The 15,852-nt window shown below is 42.5% G+C and carries 15 protein-coding genes; 12 read left to right on the top strand and 3 right to left on the bottom strand.

All coding sequences use genetic code 11. The features are described 5' to 3' along the window. The first annotated feature begins 20 nt into the window (after positions 1-20). From rpmI to C6Y03_RS16405, 3 genes are all read left to right on the top strand, one after another. Positions 21-221 (top strand): 50S ribosomal protein L35, encoded by a 201-nt coding sequence (gene rpmI / locus C6Y03_RS16415; RefSeq protein ID WP_003216324.1) that lies wholly within the window; start codon positions 21-23, stop codon positions 219-221. A gap of 31 nt (positions 222-252) precedes the next feature. Beyond that, entirely contained in the window at positions 253-612 is a 360-nt protein-coding gene (gene rplT / locus C6Y03_RS16410; RefSeq protein ID WP_003216409.1) for a 50S ribosomal protein L20, read from the top strand. Between the two features lie 63 nt (positions 613-675). Beyond that, positions 676-942: a DUF1294 domain-containing protein gene (locus tag C6Y03_RS16405; RefSeq protein WP_106039638.1), complete on the top strand. Its 267-nt coding sequence runs from the start codon at positions 676-678 to the stop codon at positions 940-942. A gap of 17 nt (positions 943-959) precedes the next feature. On the opposite strand, the gene C6Y03_RS16400 is transcribed toward C6Y03_RS16405, so the two are convergent. Further along, positions 960-1,364 (bottom strand): hypothetical protein, encoded by a 405-nt coding sequence (locus tag C6Y03_RS16400; RefSeq protein WP_003216690.1) that lies wholly within the window; start codon positions 1,362-1,364, stop codon positions 960-962. Between the two features lie 180 nt (positions 1,365-1,544). Here C6Y03_RS16400 and C6Y03_RS16395 point away from each other — a divergent pair, with 180 nt between their 5' ends. After that, complete coding sequence (locus tag C6Y03_RS16395; RefSeq protein WP_060596968.1) at positions 1,545-2,633, top strand: M42 family metallopeptidase; 1,089 nt, start codon at positions 1,545-1,547, stop codon at positions 2,631-2,633. 351 nt (positions 2,634-2,984) lie between these two features. Next, positions 2,985-4,781 (top strand): carbon starvation protein CstA, encoded by a 1,797-nt coding sequence (gene cstA / locus C6Y03_RS16390; protein ID WP_106039637.1) that lies wholly within the window; start codon positions 2,985-2,987, stop codon positions 4,779-4,781. A 41-nt stretch (positions 4,782-4,822) separates the two neighbouring features. On the opposite strand, the gene sspI is transcribed toward cstA, so the two are convergent. Beyond that, a complete protein-coding gene (gene sspI / locus C6Y03_RS16385; protein ID WP_003216243.1) occupies positions 4,823-5,044 on the bottom strand; it encodes a small acid-soluble spore protein SspI in 222 nt (73 codons plus the stop codon). A 113-nt stretch (positions 5,045-5,157) separates the two neighbouring features. Between sspI and C6Y03_RS16380 the strand changes: the two genes are divergently transcribed. The 3 genes from C6Y03_RS16380 (at position 5,158) to pheT (ending at position 9,742) form a co-directional block, all read left to right on the top strand. Beyond that, complete coding sequence (locus C6Y03_RS16380; RefSeq protein WP_066030572.1) at positions 5,158-5,901, top strand: TrmH family RNA methyltransferase; 744 nt, start codon at positions 5,158-5,160, stop codon at positions 5,899-5,901. Positions 5,902-6,277: 376 nt separating this feature from the next. Continuing rightward, positions 6,278-7,312, top strand: a complete 1,035-nt coding sequence (gene pheS / locus C6Y03_RS16375; RefSeq protein WP_034661794.1) for a phenylalanine--tRNA ligase subunit alpha — start codon at positions 6,278-6,280, stop codon at positions 7,310-7,312. Between the two features lie 15 nt (positions 7,313-7,327). Next, a complete protein-coding gene (gene pheT / locus C6Y03_RS16370; protein ID WP_106039636.1) occupies positions 7,328-9,742 on the top strand; it encodes a phenylalanine--tRNA ligase subunit beta in 2,415 nt (804 codons plus the stop codon). A 40-nt stretch (positions 9,743-9,782) separates the two neighbouring features. Here pheT and rnhC read toward each other — a convergent pair whose 3' ends face one another. Beyond that, on the bottom strand, positions 9,783-10,661 hold the full coding sequence (gene rnhC / locus C6Y03_RS16365) for a ribonuclease HIII (protein ID WP_045210067.1): 879 nt from the start codon (positions 10,659-10,661) through the stop codon (positions 9,783-9,785). Between the two features lie 179 nt (positions 10,662-10,840). On the opposite strand from rnhC, the gene zapA reads away from it, so the two are divergent. From zapA to C6Y03_RS16345, 4 genes are all read left to right on the top strand, one after another. Next, entirely contained in the window at positions 10,841-11,098 is a 258-nt protein-coding gene (gene zapA, locus C6Y03_RS16360; protein WP_012010831.1) for a cell division protein ZapA, read from the top strand. A gap of 7 nt (positions 11,099-11,105) precedes the next feature. Then, positions 11,106-11,639 (top strand): CvpA family protein, encoded by a 534-nt coding sequence (locus C6Y03_RS16355; RefSeq protein ID WP_034661786.1) that lies wholly within the window; start codon positions 11,106-11,108, stop codon positions 11,637-11,639. 114 nt (positions 11,640-11,753) lie between these two features. Then, complete coding sequence (gene polX / locus C6Y03_RS16350) at positions 11,754-13,466, top strand: DNA polymerase/3'-5' exonuclease PolX (protein ID WP_066030574.1); 1,713 nt, start codon at positions 11,754-11,756, stop codon at positions 13,464-13,466. Positions 13,467-13,487: 21 nt separating this feature from the next. Next, complete coding sequence (locus C6Y03_RS16345) at positions 13,488-15,845, top strand: endonuclease MutS2 (RefSeq protein ID WP_106039646.1); 2,358 nt, start codon at positions 13,488-13,490, stop codon at positions 15,843-15,845. The last annotated feature ends 7 nt before the right edge of the window (positions 15,846-15,852 follow it).

Raw genomic sequence — 15,852 nt, 5'->3', positions numbered from 1 at the left:
ACAGAGGGAGGAAACATCCAATGCCAAAAATGAAAACTCACCGCGGATCTGCTAAACGTTTCAAAAAAACAGGTTCTGGTAAACTTAAACGTTCTCATGCGTACACAAGTCACTTGTTCGCTAACAAATCTACAAAGCAAAAACGTAAATTGCGTAAGAGCGCAATCGTAAGTGCTGGAGATTTCAAACGTATCAAACAACAACTTGCAAACATCAAGTAATTTGGAATAGGAATCATAGGAGGGAATTACAATGCCAAGAGTAAAAGGCGGAACTGTGTCGCGTCAGCGTCGTAAAAAGGTTCTTAAATTAGCAAAAGGTTATTTCGGTTCAAAACATAGATTATACAAAGTAGCAAACCAACAGGTGATGAAATCTGGAAACTACGCTTTCCGTGACCGTCGTCAGAAAAAACGTGACTTCCGTAAACTATGGATCACTCGTATCAATGCTGCAGCTCGTATGAACGGTCTTTCTTACAGCCGTTTAATGCATGGCCTAAAGCTTTCTGGTATCGAAGTAAACCGCAAAATGCTTGCTGACCTTGCTGTGAATGACCTAAGTGCATTCAATCAGCTTGCTGATGCTGCAAAAGCACAACTAGACAAGTAAGTCATATAAAAGATCATTCCGTCGAGGGGTGATCTTTTTTGCTCATCATGTGAGGTGAAATGAATGAATATCGCGTTGATTGTGCTGCTGATCTTGGTAAATGGCTATGGTTTCTTTCTCATGGGAGAGGACAAGCGCAGGGCAAAAGCGCATAAATGGAGAATTTCAGAGGCGCACTTATGGAGTGCTGCCGTGCTTTTTGGGGCTGCTGGATCGTATCTAGGGATGCAGTATTTCCGTCATAAAACAAAGCATCCTGCCTTTCAAATGGGCATGCCTGTGTTAATCATGGTGCAGTTGATCATATTAGGATATATAAAGTTCATCTGAAAAAGGAGCAGACGCCATCAAGACGGCGTGTCTGCTCCTTTTTTTTGTTTGATTTTTTTAATGGGCTGATCCCAATCAATTTTTGTTTGAGGATAACGTTCGATAATGTTTTCCTCCAATTTTTCAAAGTCTTCTAATGTAAATTCACTTAGCTTCTCGGGTGACTCTGTCCAAACGTAAATGGAGTGGACAAACAGAGGATGATCCTTAGAAGGAACATGCTTCTCCCCTTCAAACAAGACACCTTTATAGACGAAATTAAAATTTTTGCGCGCATTTTGCTGTTCGTCCATAAAATAAAAGCCTTCTTTTAATTGTGCTTGTTTCAGCTTTCTTCTCGGATTTGAGAAGAATTTTACCGCCATGTAGAAGATGTAGACAAGCAGTGCAACAAGAGCAAGTCTAATGAGGATTACAAACATGACAGGATGCACCTCCAATATACCGTTATCTGATGTACTACGAATGAAAAGCCCAAAGGTTTCAACTTTTTTTAAAAAAATATTTCGTTAAACGAAAAAATATTCATAAAAAGATCGTATTGAACGAAAGAGGTTTTGTATAATAAGAATGCACCATGAAGATAAAGGAGGATAAATGGAATGACAAAGCTAGATCAAACATTAACTATGCTGAAAGACCTAACGGATGCAAAAGGGATTCCAGGAAATGAACGTGATGTCAAAAAAGTCATGCAGACATACATAGAATCATATGCAGATGAAGTCTCTAGTGACCGCCTTGGCAGCTTAATCGCTAAGAAGGAAGGAAACGCAAACGGACCTAAAATTATGCTCGCTGGTCACTTAGATGAAGTAGGATTCATGGTGACAAAAATTGATGACAAAGGCTACATTCGCTTCCAAACAGTCGGCGGCTGGTGGTCACAGGTCATGCTCGCGCAGCGTGTCACCATTGTAACGAAAAAGGGAGACATTACAGGTGTGATTGGCTCAAAGCCGCCGCACGTCTTGTCACCTGAAGCTCGAAAAAAATCGATTGAGATTACAGATATGTTTATTGATATTGGTGCATCAAGCAAAGAACAGGTAATGGAGTGGGGCGTTCTGCCTGGAGATCAAATCGTTCCTTATTTTGAATTTACAGTGATGAATGATGAAAAAATGCTCCTTGCAAAGGCATGGGACAACCGTATCGGCTGTGCAGTAGCGATTGATGTCATGAAGAACTTACACAATGCTCAGCATGAGAATATTGCTTACAGTGTTGCAACTGTACAAGAGGAGGTTGGCCTGCGTGGTGCCAAAACAGCAGCGGCTACGATCCAGCCTGATATTGGATTTGCCATTGATGTTGGTGTAGCAGGAGACACGCCAGGCATCACTGAAAAAGAAGCAACAAGCAAGCTTGGCAAAGGACCAACGATTGTTGTATTTGATGCTTCGATGGTATCCCATAAAGGGCTTCGGGATTTTGTTGTCCAAACAGCGGATGAATTGAACATCCCTTATCAATATGACTCAATGCCTGGCGGTGGGACAGATGCTGGCGGGATCCATTTAACAGGTCATGGCGTGCCATCACTATCTATCGGGATACCAAGCAGATATATTCATACCCATGCAGCGATGATTCACCGAGATGATTATGAAAATGCAGTGAAGCTTTTAACAGAAGTGATCAAAAGACTTGATCAAAAAACGGTTGAGCAGATCACGTACGGTTCTTAATAGGTAAGCCTTTCCTCAGTATAGGGGAAAGGCTTTTTTATTCCTTTGAATTTCCCAGGAAATGAACGTTGTTTTTTGATTACGGTCAAAAGAACTGTTTTTAACAGAAGAAGAAAAAATATTCTAGTGAATAAGGCACATGTGATCTGGCTTTTATTTTTGTAAGATGAAAGCAATAAAAAGGACAGAGCCTAAAGAACGCCCTGTCAAAAGAGAGTTTATGGAAGTAGGTGAAGCTATCTTAAGAATAAATATATTATTCCTATTTGTCAACTTGGTTTTAAAAGAAAGAAAAATCAATCAATTTATGTTATATTTGTAACAAATTGTTTGTGCGAAGGGGATGGTTAAATGAATGCGGTTACAATTGTCATAGGATCTATGTGTATTTTAGCGATTGCCTATCGTCTTTATGGCACATTTATGATGGTCAAGGTATTAAAGGTGACAGACGATCATCCTACACCGGCTCACACATTAGAGGACGGGAAAGATTATGTGCCAACCAATAAATGGGTCACATTTGGGCATCACTTTGCTGCGATTGCAGCTGCCGGTCCGTTAGTGGGTCCGATTTTAGCCGCACAATTTGGGTATTTACCGGGTCTCCTTTGGCTGTTAATTGGCGCAGTGATTGGCGGAGCTGTACATGATCTTGTCGTCTTATTTGCGTCGATGCGAAAAAAGGGGAAATCATTATCAGAGGTAGCAAAGGAAGAGCTAGGACCTGTAGCAGGATTTTGTACAGGGCTTGCGATGCTGTTTATCATTACGATCACAATGGCAGGACTGTCTATGGTTGTGCTTCATGCATTAGAACGTAACCCTTGGGGGACATTTGCAGTCGGAATCACGATTCCAATTGCGATGGGGGTTGGTCTTTATTATAAAAAGACAGGCAATTTAAAACTGGCCACAACTGCGGGATTTATTTTGCTGATGGTTGGTGTATTCCTTGGACCGAATATTCAAGGAACGGCACTTGGTGATCTTTTAACACTTGATACAAAAACGCTTGCTCTTGCCCTGCCGATCTATGCTTTTTTTGCTGCGGCATTGCCGGTTTGGCTGCTGCTCGCACCGAGGGACTATTTAAGCAGCTTTATGAAAATAGGTGTTTTTATCGCATTGATTGCTGGAATTTTTGTCGTCAATCCAACGATTCAATTCCCAGCCTTTACGGAGTTTGTGAATGGAGGAGGTCCTGTTTTAGCTGGTCCTGTCTGGCCGTTTATTTCGATTACTATTGCTTGCGGGGCCATATCTGGTTTCCACGCATTTGTTGGATCTGGGACAACGCCTAAGATGCTTGACCGCTGGAGCGATATGAAGCCTGTCGCTTTTGGCGCAATGCTAGTAGAATGTCTAGTTGGCATTATGGCGTTAATTGCCGCTACGGCTCTTCATCCAGGAGATTATTTTGCGATTAACAGTACGCCAGAAGTGTTCCGAACGCTCGGGGTGAGTGTCGAGAACCTTCCGCAGCTGAGTAAGGAAATTGGTCTTGATTTAGAAGGAAGAACGGGTGGAGCTGTGACATTAGCTGTAGGGATGGCGTATATCTTTACGGGAATTCCGTTCTTTAGTCATTTGGCGTCTTATTTTTTCCAATTCGTCATTATGTTTGAAGCTGTCTTTATTTTAACCGCTATTGATGCTGGAACGCGTGTGGCGCGATATTTGATTCAAGACTTCTTTGGCGAAGCATATAAACCGCTTAAACGAAATGACTGGGTAACTGGGTCGGTGTTTGCAAGTGCGCTTGCTTGTTTTATGTGGGGATACTTGCTTTACTCTGGAGACATCGGGTCTATTTGGGCATTGTTTGGTGTATCGAATCAGTTAATGGCATCAGTCGGATTAATCATCGGGGCAACCGTTGTATTAAAAATTGCAGATAAAAGGCGATATATGCTGACTTGTTTAATTCCACTTGCCTACTTATATGTGACAGTGAATTATGCGGGCTATTGGATGGTAGCAAATGTATACCTTAATCCTGAGGCATCAGGTTACAGCGTGCTGAATGCGGTGCTGTCAATTATCATGCTGATCTTAGGATTTGTGATCATTGTGTTTGCAATTAAAAAATGGGTCGACATTTGGCGTGATCCAGCACTTCGGATGGAAACACCGATCACTGGCTAAATGAAAAAGCCGGTTTGCTGTGATAAGCAAACCGGCTTCTTTTATTGCTGCTGATGAGGCTTTAAGCCTTGCTCTAGTGTCTCGAGGATCTCGTTCTTCTCGTTTTCTGATGCTTCTTGCCATAGCACCTCGAACAACACGCCAAGGCCTGGCAGCATTTTTTCCTCGCCGCTTTGAATAGCATCTAAAATCGTATGTTCAAGCTGCTCTTGATTATGGCCAGTGATATTTTGAATGACTGCGCCTCTTAAATTAAAATCCATTGCCCACACTCCTTTTTTGATGGTAATAGCCCTATTCTGTCTCAAAGACAGGTTTATTATGTAGTGTGCATGAGATATAATAAATTCATGATATTTAAAGGAGTTAAAATCGCTTGAAATATATAGAATCAGCTAAAAACACAAACATCAAACAGTGGAAAAAGCTCCATACGAAAAAAGAACGTACGAAAACGGGGCTGTTTCTCGTTGAGGGAATACACTTAGTCGAAGAAGCATTGAAGAGCGGAGTTGTGAAAGAATTAATGGTCACATCGCCTGATAAGCTTCCTTCTCATATCGATCCTGACATTGAACTTTATGAACTGAGCGAAGAAGCCTTTTCTGCCATGACCGAAACGGAAACGCCTCAGCACATCGCGGCGGTTTGTACAGTTCCTGTATTTGAAGAAAAGAAGTATGAACGACTTCTTCTGTTAGATGCAGTGCAGGACCCAGGAAATCTAGGCACACTCATTCGGACAGCAGATGCCGCTGGTCTTGATGCTGTAATCTTAGGTGATGGAACAGTCGATGCGTTTAACGGAAAAACGCTCCGTTCAGCACAAGGATCGCATTTCCACCTGCCAATTTTAAAGCAAACCCTTCAGCAGGCAATACAAGCATGTAAGGAGCAAGGCATACCTGTATACGGAAGCGCCTTGAAAAATGCGAAAGCGTATAGAAGCGTAACGGCAGAAGGTCCTTTTGCATTAATTGTTGGCAATGAAGGAGCAGGGATTGACCAAGAGATTCTGCAAATGACAGACCAGAATTTATATGTGCCGATGTATGGTCAGGCAGAATCATTAAATGTGGCTGTTGCAGCAGCTGTTCTCGTCTATCATTTGCGTGGATAGTGTTGCAACATGCGCTTATTTTCACTATAATGAAACTAATATTTTAAAAACCATGATAGAGGAAGATTGTTTCAAGGAGCGTCCTTATAGGGAGAATGCATCGTAGACTGAAAGTGCATTTAAGGAATGCTGAAACAGGAATTCACCTCTGGAGTTGTCACCGGGACCGCAAGCTTTGCGTAAAGGTGAACCGGATTCGTTTGATTCCGTTATGTCAATGAAGCTTATTCGCACATGCATTTGTGCTCAACAAGGGTGGTACCGCGACCACAACTCGTCCCTTCTTTTTTAGAGGGACGGGTTTTTTTATTGTCTTCAAACGATCAAACAGCCGTTTATCCAGGCGGTTTTGTATATCAAAAGGAGGATTACACTCATGCAAGAAACGTTAAAACAGCTTGAAACAGAGGCGATAGCGAAGGTTGAAGCAGCTAGCTCGCTCAAAGAAGTTAATGACATTCGTGTTCAATATTTAGGGAAAAAAGGCCCGATCACAGAGGTGCTTCGCGGAATGGGCAAGCTCTCCGCAGAAGAAAGACCGAAAATGGGCGCACTCGCAAACGAAGTAAGAGAGCAGATTGCAAATGCCATTGCTGAAAAAAATGAGCAGCTGGAAAAAGAAGAAGTGAAGAAAAAACTTGCATCTCAAACGATCGATGTCACATTGCCAGCAAGTCCAATCAAAATGGGGGCAAGACATCCATTAACGATTGTTGTCGAAGATATTGAAGATTTATTTATTGGTATGGGCTATACCGTTGAGGAAGGTCCTGAGGTAGAAACGGATTATTATAACTTTGAAGCGCTGAATCTTCCAAAGGAGCATCCAGCACGTGATATGCAGGACAGCTTCTATATTACCGAGGATACACTGATGAGAACACAAACGTCACCAGTTCAAGCACGTACACTCGAAAAATATAAAGGACAAGGTCCTGTGAAGATCATCTGCCCTGGGAAAGTATATAGACGAGACAGTGATGACGCGACTCATTCACATCAATTCATGCAGATTGAAGGCCTTGTTGTCGATCACAATATTAGCATGAGTGATCTAAAAGGAACGCTTGAGACAGTCGCAAGAAAAATGTTTGGTGAAGATCGTGAAATTAGACTCCGTCCAAGCTTTTTCCCATTCACAGAACCATCTGTCGAAGTGGATGTGTCTTGCTTTAAATGCGGCGGAAAGGGCTGTTCTGTATGTAAAGGAACAGGATGGATTGAGATTTTAGGAGCAGGGATGGTTCATCCAAATGTCCTGAAAATGAGCGGATTTGATCCAGAAACTTACCAAGGCTTTGCTTTTGGAATGGGTGTTGAACGTATTGCGATGCTAAAATACGGCATTGATGATATTCGCCATTTCTACACAAATGATATTAGATTCACAAAGCAATTCAAGCAGGACTAAGAGGAGGAAATCAACATGTTTGTTTCATATAAATGGTTAGAAGACTATGTCGATTTAGAAGGCATTCAGCCGGATGAATTAGCAGAAAAGATCACAAGAAGCGGAATTGAAGTGGAAGCCGTTGAATATAAAGGAGAAGGCATTAAAGGGGTTGTCGTTGGACATGTCATTGAGCGTGAACAGCACCCAAATGCGGATAAATTAAACAAATGTCTTGTTGATATCGGCGAAGACGCTCCAGTGCAAATTATTTGCGGGGCTCCGAATGTGGATAAAGGACAATATGTGGCCGTCGCAACGGTTGGCGCAGTCCTTCCAGGGAACTTTAAAATTAAAAAAGCAAAGCTGCGTGGCGAAGAGTCTCATGGCATGATTTGTTCTCTGCAAGAATTAGGCGTAGAAAGCAAACTCGTACCAAAGGAATATGCAGAAGGCATTTTTGTTTTCCCAAATGACGTCAAACCCGGAGATGATGCCCTTCAGGCACTTCAATTAGACGATGCAGTACTTGAGCTTGGTTTAACACCAAACCGTGCGGATGCCCTGAATATGCTAGGTGTTGCCTATGAGGTTGCAGCCATTTTAGGGAAAGACATCAAACTTCCTGATACAGCACATGACACCTCTTCAGAAAAAGCAGCAGACTATATCTCTGTGAAAATTGAGGATCAAGAAGCAAATCCACTTTATGCAGCGAAGATCATTAAAAATGTAAAGGTTGGACCAGCACCGCTTTGGATTCAAACAAGATTGATGAATGCAGGCATTCGACCAATTAACAACGTCGTCGATATTACAAACTTTGTACTGCTTGAATACGGTCAGCCGCTTCATGCATTTGATTATGACCGCTTTGGTTCAAAGCAGGTGGTCGTACGTAAAGCGTCTGATAGCGAAATCATTCAAACACTGGATGAACAAGAACGTACATTGTCATCAAAGCATCTAGTGATCACTAATGGGACGAAAGCGCACGCTGTAGCAGGCGTCATGGGCGGTCTTGAATCTGAGGTGCGTGATAAGACGACAACGATTCTTTTAGAAGCGGCATATTTCAACGGTCAAACGGTCCGTCAAGCATCTAGAGACTTAGGGCTTCGCAGTGAATCAAGCACACGATTTGAAAAAGGACTTGACCCGCAGCGTACAAAACCTGCAGCCGAAAGAGCAGCGCAATTGATCAGTCTCTATGCAGGTGGTGAAGTGCTAAGCGGGACTGTGGAGGAAAACCACCTTGAAGCAAGTATGAATGTCATCCACGTATCAACTGAGCGTGTGAATAAGGTGCTTGGCATGAGCATTTCAAAAAAAGATATGATGCAAATTTTCAACAAACTTGGTTTTACAGTGGGCGAATCAAATGACGTTCTTGTCGTAACGGTTCCTTCTCGTAGAATGGATATCACGATTGAAGAAGACCTCATTGAAGAAGTTGCCAGATTATACGGCTATGATAATATTCCGTCTACACTGCCTGCGACAGCTGGTACAGTTGGCGGTCTCACGCCGTACCAAGTGAAGCGCAGGAAGGTCAGACGTTTCTTAGAAGGCGCAGGTCTTTCTCAAGCGATCACGTATTCATTGACAAATCAGCATAAGTCTACAGCTTTTGCACTGAATCCAGCTTATAAAACGAGACTTTCCCTGCCAATGAGTGAAGAACGAAGTGTGCTCAGACAAAGTCTACTGCCAAACTTACTGGATTCTGTTGCATATAACTTGGCAAGACAAGCTGATTCCTTTGGTTTTTATGAAACGGGTTCTGTGTTCTTAGCAGAAGCTGAAGGAGAAAAACCAGTGGAAAAAGAGCATGTGGCTGGTGCGTTGACAGGCTTATGGCACAAAAATCTTTGGCAGGGCGAGAAAAAAGCCGTCGATTTTTATGTAGCAAAAGGAATTGCTGAAGGTCTGTTCGAAAAGCTTGGTGTATCAGACCAAATCACATATGTTCAAGCAGAACGTGAGGGTCTTCACCCAGGCCGTACAGCAGATGTTCATTTAAATGGAAAAGTGATTGGGTTTGTTGCTGCTCTCCATCCAGTCATTGAAAAGGAATTAGATTTAAAAGAAACATATGTCTTCGAGTTTGATTTAACAGATGTGATGACGTCTGAATCGAAGGATATGAAATATACAGCGATTCCGAGATTCCCTGCTGTGACAAGAGATATTGCACTTGTTGTAGATCAGCATATCTCAAGCGGACAGCTGGAGCGGGTCATCTATGAGGCAGGCGGGGATTTATTGACAGACCTATCCGTCTTTGATGTGTATGAGGGTGAACATATGGAAGAAGGCAAAAAATCCGTTGCATTCTCTCTCCAATATTTAAATCCGGAGCAAACATTGACAGAGGAAGAAGTGACGGCTGTTCATACAAAAGTATTGAAAGCATTAGAAGATACGTATCAAGCCGTCTTGCGCGGTTAAAGAAAAAAAGAGCTATGGCCTTATGGGCCTTAGCTCTTTTTTATAACCATTTTTTCGCTTTTTGTGTGTTGGCAAAATGCAGCTTTGTAAATTGACGTAAAGCATCTTCGCCGTGCAGCTTGATGAGCTTCGCTGCCGCCTTGTCCACATGAGGACCGGCTCCTTTTGGAATGTCAAAGCCTGCTGCTTTTGACAACTTATCCATTTCAATTAAAAAGGCGTACCTTGCAATAATGGAAGCCGCAGCAACTGACAAATGAATGCCTTCTGCTTTTGTGCTAAAGTACGTCCGCTCCCGAATGATTTTTTTCCCTGCAAGATGCTTGAAATAAATGCCCGGTTCTGCAAATTGGTCAATCAAAATAGCTTCGGGCTGCTTCCCGTCTAGTTTTTCTAGCACAGAGGTAATGACTTGGTTATGAAGCAGCGCCTTCATTTTTCCTTGACTCATGCCCTTTTCCTGCATCGCATTGTACTTTTCATTTCGGAGCACGAGAAGGCTGAACGGAATGGTTTTGATGAGATCTTTGGCAATATTGATAATCTGCGGGTCCTTTAGACCTTTTGAGTCTTTTACGCCAAGCTCTTTCATGAGAGCAAGCTGGCTGGCATCAACATAGGCGGCACAGACCGTCATCGGTCCAAAATAATCACCTGTTCCTACTTCATCTGAACCGATGACGGACATAGAAGCAATTCCTGACGGCGGACTGTATTTTGTGACAGCAGGTGCTTTTTGACTTTTCGTATCAGCTGCTTTTAAATGGCTGAATTGACTGGCTTCAGCTTCTGCCTTTTGTCCTTGAAACAGCACTTTTCCAGATCGATAGGCTGTAATCGTACAGCCAGGAACCTTTGCTTGAAAAAGGGCGCCTGGTGGTAAAGTATCAGTTAAGTGGTGCGCATACGCGCTCTTCATCTTTTTAAGGTCTTCTGATGTTGCTTTTAAGACGGATTGGGGCACAGTGGATAACTCCTTTTTACCTTGATATCATTGATTTCTAAAGTGTACCATAACAGGGAAGGGCTCGTCTTTCCATTCAATGTCTAAACATGTTATGATAGAGACTAGGATTCTCGTGGAATGGAGGAGAAACGTTGTCTGACGGCGGTAAAACGAAAACAACAGTTGAGATTTACGGACAGTCCTATACGATCATCGGTCAAGAAACGAAGATGCATATGCGACACGTTGCTTCAATTGTTGATGATAAAATGAGAGAAATAAATGAAAAAAATCCATACCTTGATATAAACAAATTAGCTGTACTGACAGCAGTCAATGTCGTCCACGACTACTTGAAATTAAAAGAGCAATACGAAAAACTAGAGATTCAGCTTAAAGAAAAGGAATGAAATTACCGTGATCGATATCATCATTTTGTTTTTGCTTCTTATGGGAACGCTTGTCGGTCTAAAACGTGGGTTTATTCTTCAATTGATTAAATTGATCAGCTTTGTTGTTTCTATCTTAGTGGCTTCCATGTTTTATCAGTCACTTGCACCACAGCTTACGTGGATTCCAGCGCCTAATTTTAGCGGCGGTCAAGCGCAGCTCGCTTTCTTTAGTGGGAATCTAGAAACAGCTTATTATAATACCATTGCGTTTATCATTCTGTTTATCTTGACCAAAATCCTGCTCGCCATCATTGGCGGATTGCTCACAACCATTGCAAGTATACCTGTGATTAAGCAGGTCAACAAACTGCTTGGCGGTGTTTTAGGATTTCTTGAAACCTATCTATTTGTGTTTATTCTCTTGTTTGTCGCTGCATTACTTCCAGTCGATGCACTGCAAACAATGATGAGCAAATCCATATTAGCAGATGTGATCGTAGGCAATACCCCTTATCTGTCCAGTCTTGTCAAAGACTTATGGACGACGTATGGAGTTTAAAAACTTCTCCTTTCTTGGAGAAGTTTTTTCTCATTCCATGACAGAAAGTTGTAGGATGAAGGAAAAGTTTGTATATTTATAAAGGAAGATGCCAAAGCGGCTGGAGGATGAGAGATGAATAAAAAAGATATTATCAAACTTCTTGAAACAATTGCAGTATATATGGAGCTGAAAGGAGATAATCCTTTTAAGATTTCTGCCTTTCGTAAAGCAGCGGCGGCACTGGAACAAGATGACCGCAGCCTTTCTCAAATAGATGATCTATTAGCATTACCCGGCATTGGAAAAGGAACCTTTGCTGTGATCACTGAGTATATTGAAAAAGGACAATCAGAAACACTCGAACAATTAAAAAAGGAAGTGCCTGAAGGACTTGTCCCGCTCTTAAAATTACCAGGACTTGGCGGGAAGAAGATCGCTAAGCTTTACCAAGAGCTTGGCGTCCACGATGCACAGTCGCTAAGAGAAGCATGCGAAGCGGAAAAGGTACAAGCACTTGCTGGCTTTGGCAAAAAAACAGAAGAAAAGATTCTCGCGGCTCTTGAGGAAGCGGGAAAGCAGCCGGAACGACTGCCAATTGGCTTTGCATTAGATGTGGCAGAGCGGATTGATCATGCGCTTGAAGAGACGAAAGGTATCATCCGTTTTTCAAGAGCTGGCAGTTTAAGACGTGCACGTGAAACCGTGAAAGATTTAGATTATATCATTGCGACAGATGATCCTGAGCAAGTCAGAGAGCAGCTCGTTGCACTTGATGATGTGAAAGATGTCATCGCAAGCGGTGATACGAAGGTATCTGTCATTCTTGCCCTTGATTTTGAGATCAGTGTGGACTTCCGGCTTGTGACATCAGACCAATTCGCGACTACGCTGCACCATTTCACTGGATCAAAAGATCACAATATTCGAATGCGTCAGCTTGCGAAGGAACGCGGAGAGCGCATTAGCGAATATGGTGTGGAAACGATTGAAACTGGAGAAGTGAAAACGTTTGAAGACGAGAGCGCTTTTTATGCGCATTTTCAACTTCCGCTCATTCCGCCAGAAATTCGTGAAACCGGAGCGGAGATTGATACGTATAAAGAAAGTATGCAGTTTGTAGAACTGAAAGATATCAAAGGCGACCTTCATATGCACTCGACATGGAGTGACGGAGCATTCTCTATTCGTGAAATGGCGGAAGCATGTATCGCAAAAGGCTATGAATACATGGCCATTACAGACCACTCGCAATATTTAAAAGTAGCCAACGGTTTAACAAAAGAACGTTTGCGTCTGCAAGCTAAAGAAATTGACAAGCTTAATCAGGAATTCGAGCATTTTCACATTTTCAAAGGGGTCGAAATGGATATCCTGCCGGATGGATCGTTAGATTATGATGATGACTTTTTAAAAGACATGGATTTTGTCATTGCGTCTATTCATTCTAGCTTCTCTCAGCCGGAGGAAGTCATTATGGAACGCCTTGAAAATGCCTTGCGAAATCAGCATGTCGATTTAATTGCACATCCAACAGGCCGTTTGATCGGCAGACGGGATGGCTATGCCTTAAATATAGATCAGCTCATAGAGCTTGCGAAGAAAACGGGCACTGCACTTGAGCTCAACAGTAATCCGTCAAGACTTGATTTGAAAACAGAGCATTTAATGAAAGCAAATGAAGCGGGTGTGAACATCATGATCAATACAGATGCGCACAACATCGCCATGCTGGAACATATGGAAGTCGGTGTAACAGCTGCAAGAAAAGGCTGGACACCAAAAGCAAATGTCGTGAATACTTTTACTCTAAACGAGATCAAAAAGTTTTTAACGCGTGACAGGTAGTCGTTAGGAGGCTGGACCATGCTGCAACAAAAAGTGTTAGCATCATTAGAATTTCATAAAGTAAAAGAAAAAGTGATGTCCTATACCGCATCCACATTAGGAAAAGAAAGAGCGCAGGATTTAACACCTCTGACGGATATAGAAACCATTCAGCATTTGCTGGAAGAGGTAGCAGAAGCACAAGATGTGATTCGCTTAAAGGGGTCTGCGCCATTTGGCGGATTAACGGATATTAGACGCGCAGTGAAACGGGCAGAAATCGGCAGTACATTAAGCCCATCTGAGCTGATGGAAATCGCAGGACTATTATATGCGGTGAAAAATATGAAGCACTTTCTCACGTCCATGTATGAAGATGGAGTAGACATACCGCGCCTTCATACATATGCTGAGACGCTGATATTACTGCCTGAAATCAGAAAAGAAATCGAAAGCTGTATTGGTGATAATGGAGAAGTGCTTGATCATGCAACCCCTGCACTTCGTTCATTGCGCATTCAATTACGCTCACTAGAATCAAAGGTTCGTGATAAATTAGAATCGATGATTCGTTCACAATCGGCTTCGAAAATGCTGTCAGACACAATTGTCACCATTCGTAATGATCGGTTTGTTATTCCGGTGAAACAAGAGTACCGCTCGAATTACGGCGGAATTGTTCATGACCAATCATCATCTGGGGCAACACTTTTTATTGAGCCGCAAGTGGTCGTGGATGTAAATAACACCTTGCAGCAAACCCGTTTAAAAGAGAAGCAAGAGGTTGAAAAGATCCTCCAAATGCTGACAGAGAGCGTGTCAGAGCACATTGGGGAACTGCTTCACAATGTAAAGGAGCTGCAGACGCTAGATTTTATTTTTGCTAAAGCTAAATATGCAAAGGCAGAAAAAGCCACAAAGCCTGCTGTGAATGATCAAGGAGAGATCTATTTAAAACGAGCAAGACATCCTCTATTGCCTCGGGATCAAGTTGTCGCAAATGATATTGAGCTCGGCAAAGATTTTTCAACGATCGTGATCACTGGACCAAATACAGGGGGGAAGACAGTTACTTTAAAAACGCTGGGTCTTCTGACGCTGATGACACAGGCGGGCCTCCATATTCCAGTTGAAGAAGGCTCTGAAGTGGCTGTGTTCGACCAAGTCTTTGCTGATATTGGAGACGAACAGTCCATTGAACAAAGCTTGAGTACGTTCTCATCTCATATGGTCAATATTGTAGATATCTTAAAGAATTTGACATCTAACTCACTCGTGTTATTTGATGAATTAGGGGCAGGAACAGACCCAGCTGAAGGTGCGGCACTTGCGATGAGCATTTTAGATGAAGTGCATCAAACGAATGCACGCGTCATCGCAACGACTCATTATCCCGAGCTGAAGGCATATGGGTATAACCGGGAAGGCGTCACGAATGCAAGCGTGGAGTTTGACATTGAAACTTTATCACCAACGTACCGCCTGCTCATCGGTGTGCCTGGACGAAGTAACGCATTTGAAATTTCCAAACGTCTTGGTTTGCCTGACCACCTCATAGACCGGGCAAAAGCAGATATGCATGCAGAGCATAATGAAGTAGACCAAATGATTGCGTCATTAGAAGATAGCAAGAAACAAGCAGAAGAAGAACTGCATGAGACAGAAGTCTATAGAAAAGAAGCAGAAAAGCTTCATAAAGAATTGCAAAGACAAATTCTTGAATGGAATGAGCAAAAGGACAAACTGCTCGAAGAAGCTGAACATAAAGCGAAAGAGAAAATTGAACAAGCATCAAAAGAAGCAGAAGATATCATTCAAGAGCTCCGTTCGATAAAAAGTGAACACCGCTCATTCAAAGAGCATGAACTCATCGATGCGAGAAAGCGTCTTGAAGAAGCGGTCCCTGAGTTTGACCGGAAGAAAAAGCCAGAGCCAGCGAAAAAAGCAGTAAGACAGCTGAAGTCAGGCGACGAAGTCAAAGTGCTCACCTTCGGGCAAAAAGGAACGCTGCTTGAACAAACAGGTGACAAAGAATGGAGTGTCCAAATGGGCATTCTGAAAATGAAAGTAAAAGAAAAAGACATGGAATTTATCAAATCAGCACCTGAATTTAAGCAAGAAAAAGCCATCACGGCAGTCAAAGGGAAAGACTATCATGTCTCGCTTGAGCTCGATTTAAGAGGAGAGCGTTATGAAAATGCCTTAAGCAGAGTCGAAAAATATTTAGATGATGCTGTATTAGCTGGTTATCCGCGCGTGTCGATTATTCACGGAAAAGGAACTGGCGCCCTCAGAAAAGGGGTTCAGGAATTACTGAAACAGCACCGAAGTGTGAAAAATGCTCGTTTTGGCGAACAAGGTGAGGGAGGATCAGGCGTCACCATCGTCGAATTAAAGTAAAAAGGAG

Source organism: Bacillus sp. LNXM65 (genome assembly GCF_002998575.1).
Taxonomy (GTDB): Bacteria; Bacillota; Bacilli; order Bacillales; family Bacillaceae; genus Bacillus.
This window is presented reverse-complemented; position numbering and strand designations above follow the sequence as displayed.

Bases quoted from the DNA above. Each gene is read 5' to 3' on its own strand.
- rpmI (WP_003216324.1), top strand. From the start codon at position 21: ATGCCAAAAATGAAAACTCACCGCGGATCTGCTAAACGTTTCAAAAAA.
- rplT (WP_003216409.1), top strand. From the start codon at position 253: ATGCCAAGAGTAAAAGGCGGAACTGTGTCGCGTCAGCGTCGTAAAAAG.
- C6Y03_RS16405 (WP_106039638.1), top strand. From the start codon at position 676: ATGAATATCGCGTTGATTGTGCTGCTGATCTTGGTAAATGGCTATGGT.
- C6Y03_RS16400 (WP_003216690.1), bottom strand. From the start codon at position 1,364: ATGTTTGTAATCCTCATTAGACTTGCTCTTGTTGCACTGCTTGTCTAC.
- C6Y03_RS16395 (WP_060596968.1), top strand. From the start codon at position 1,545: ATGACAAAGCTAGATCAAACATTAACTATGCTGAAAGACCTAACGGAT.
- cstA (WP_106039637.1), top strand. From the start codon at position 2,985: ATGAATGCGGTTACAATTGTCATAGGATCTATGTGTATTTTAGCGATT.
- sspI (WP_003216243.1), bottom strand. From the start codon at position 5,044: ATGGATTTTAATTTAAGAGGCGCAGTCATTCAAAATATCACTGGCCAT.
- pheS (WP_034661794.1), top strand. From the start codon at position 6,278: ATGCAAGAAACGTTAAAACAGCTTGAAACAGAGGCGATAGCGAAGGTT.
- pheT (WP_106039636.1), top strand. From the start codon at position 7,328: ATGTTTGTTTCATATAAATGGTTAGAAGACTATGTCGATTTAGAAGGC.
- rnhC (WP_045210067.1), bottom strand. From the start codon at position 10,661: ATGAAGAGCGCGTATGCGCACCACTTAACTGATACTTTACCACCAGGC.
- polX (WP_066030574.1), top strand. From the start codon at position 11,754: ATGAATAAAAAAGATATTATCAAACTTCTTGAAACAATTGCAGTATAT.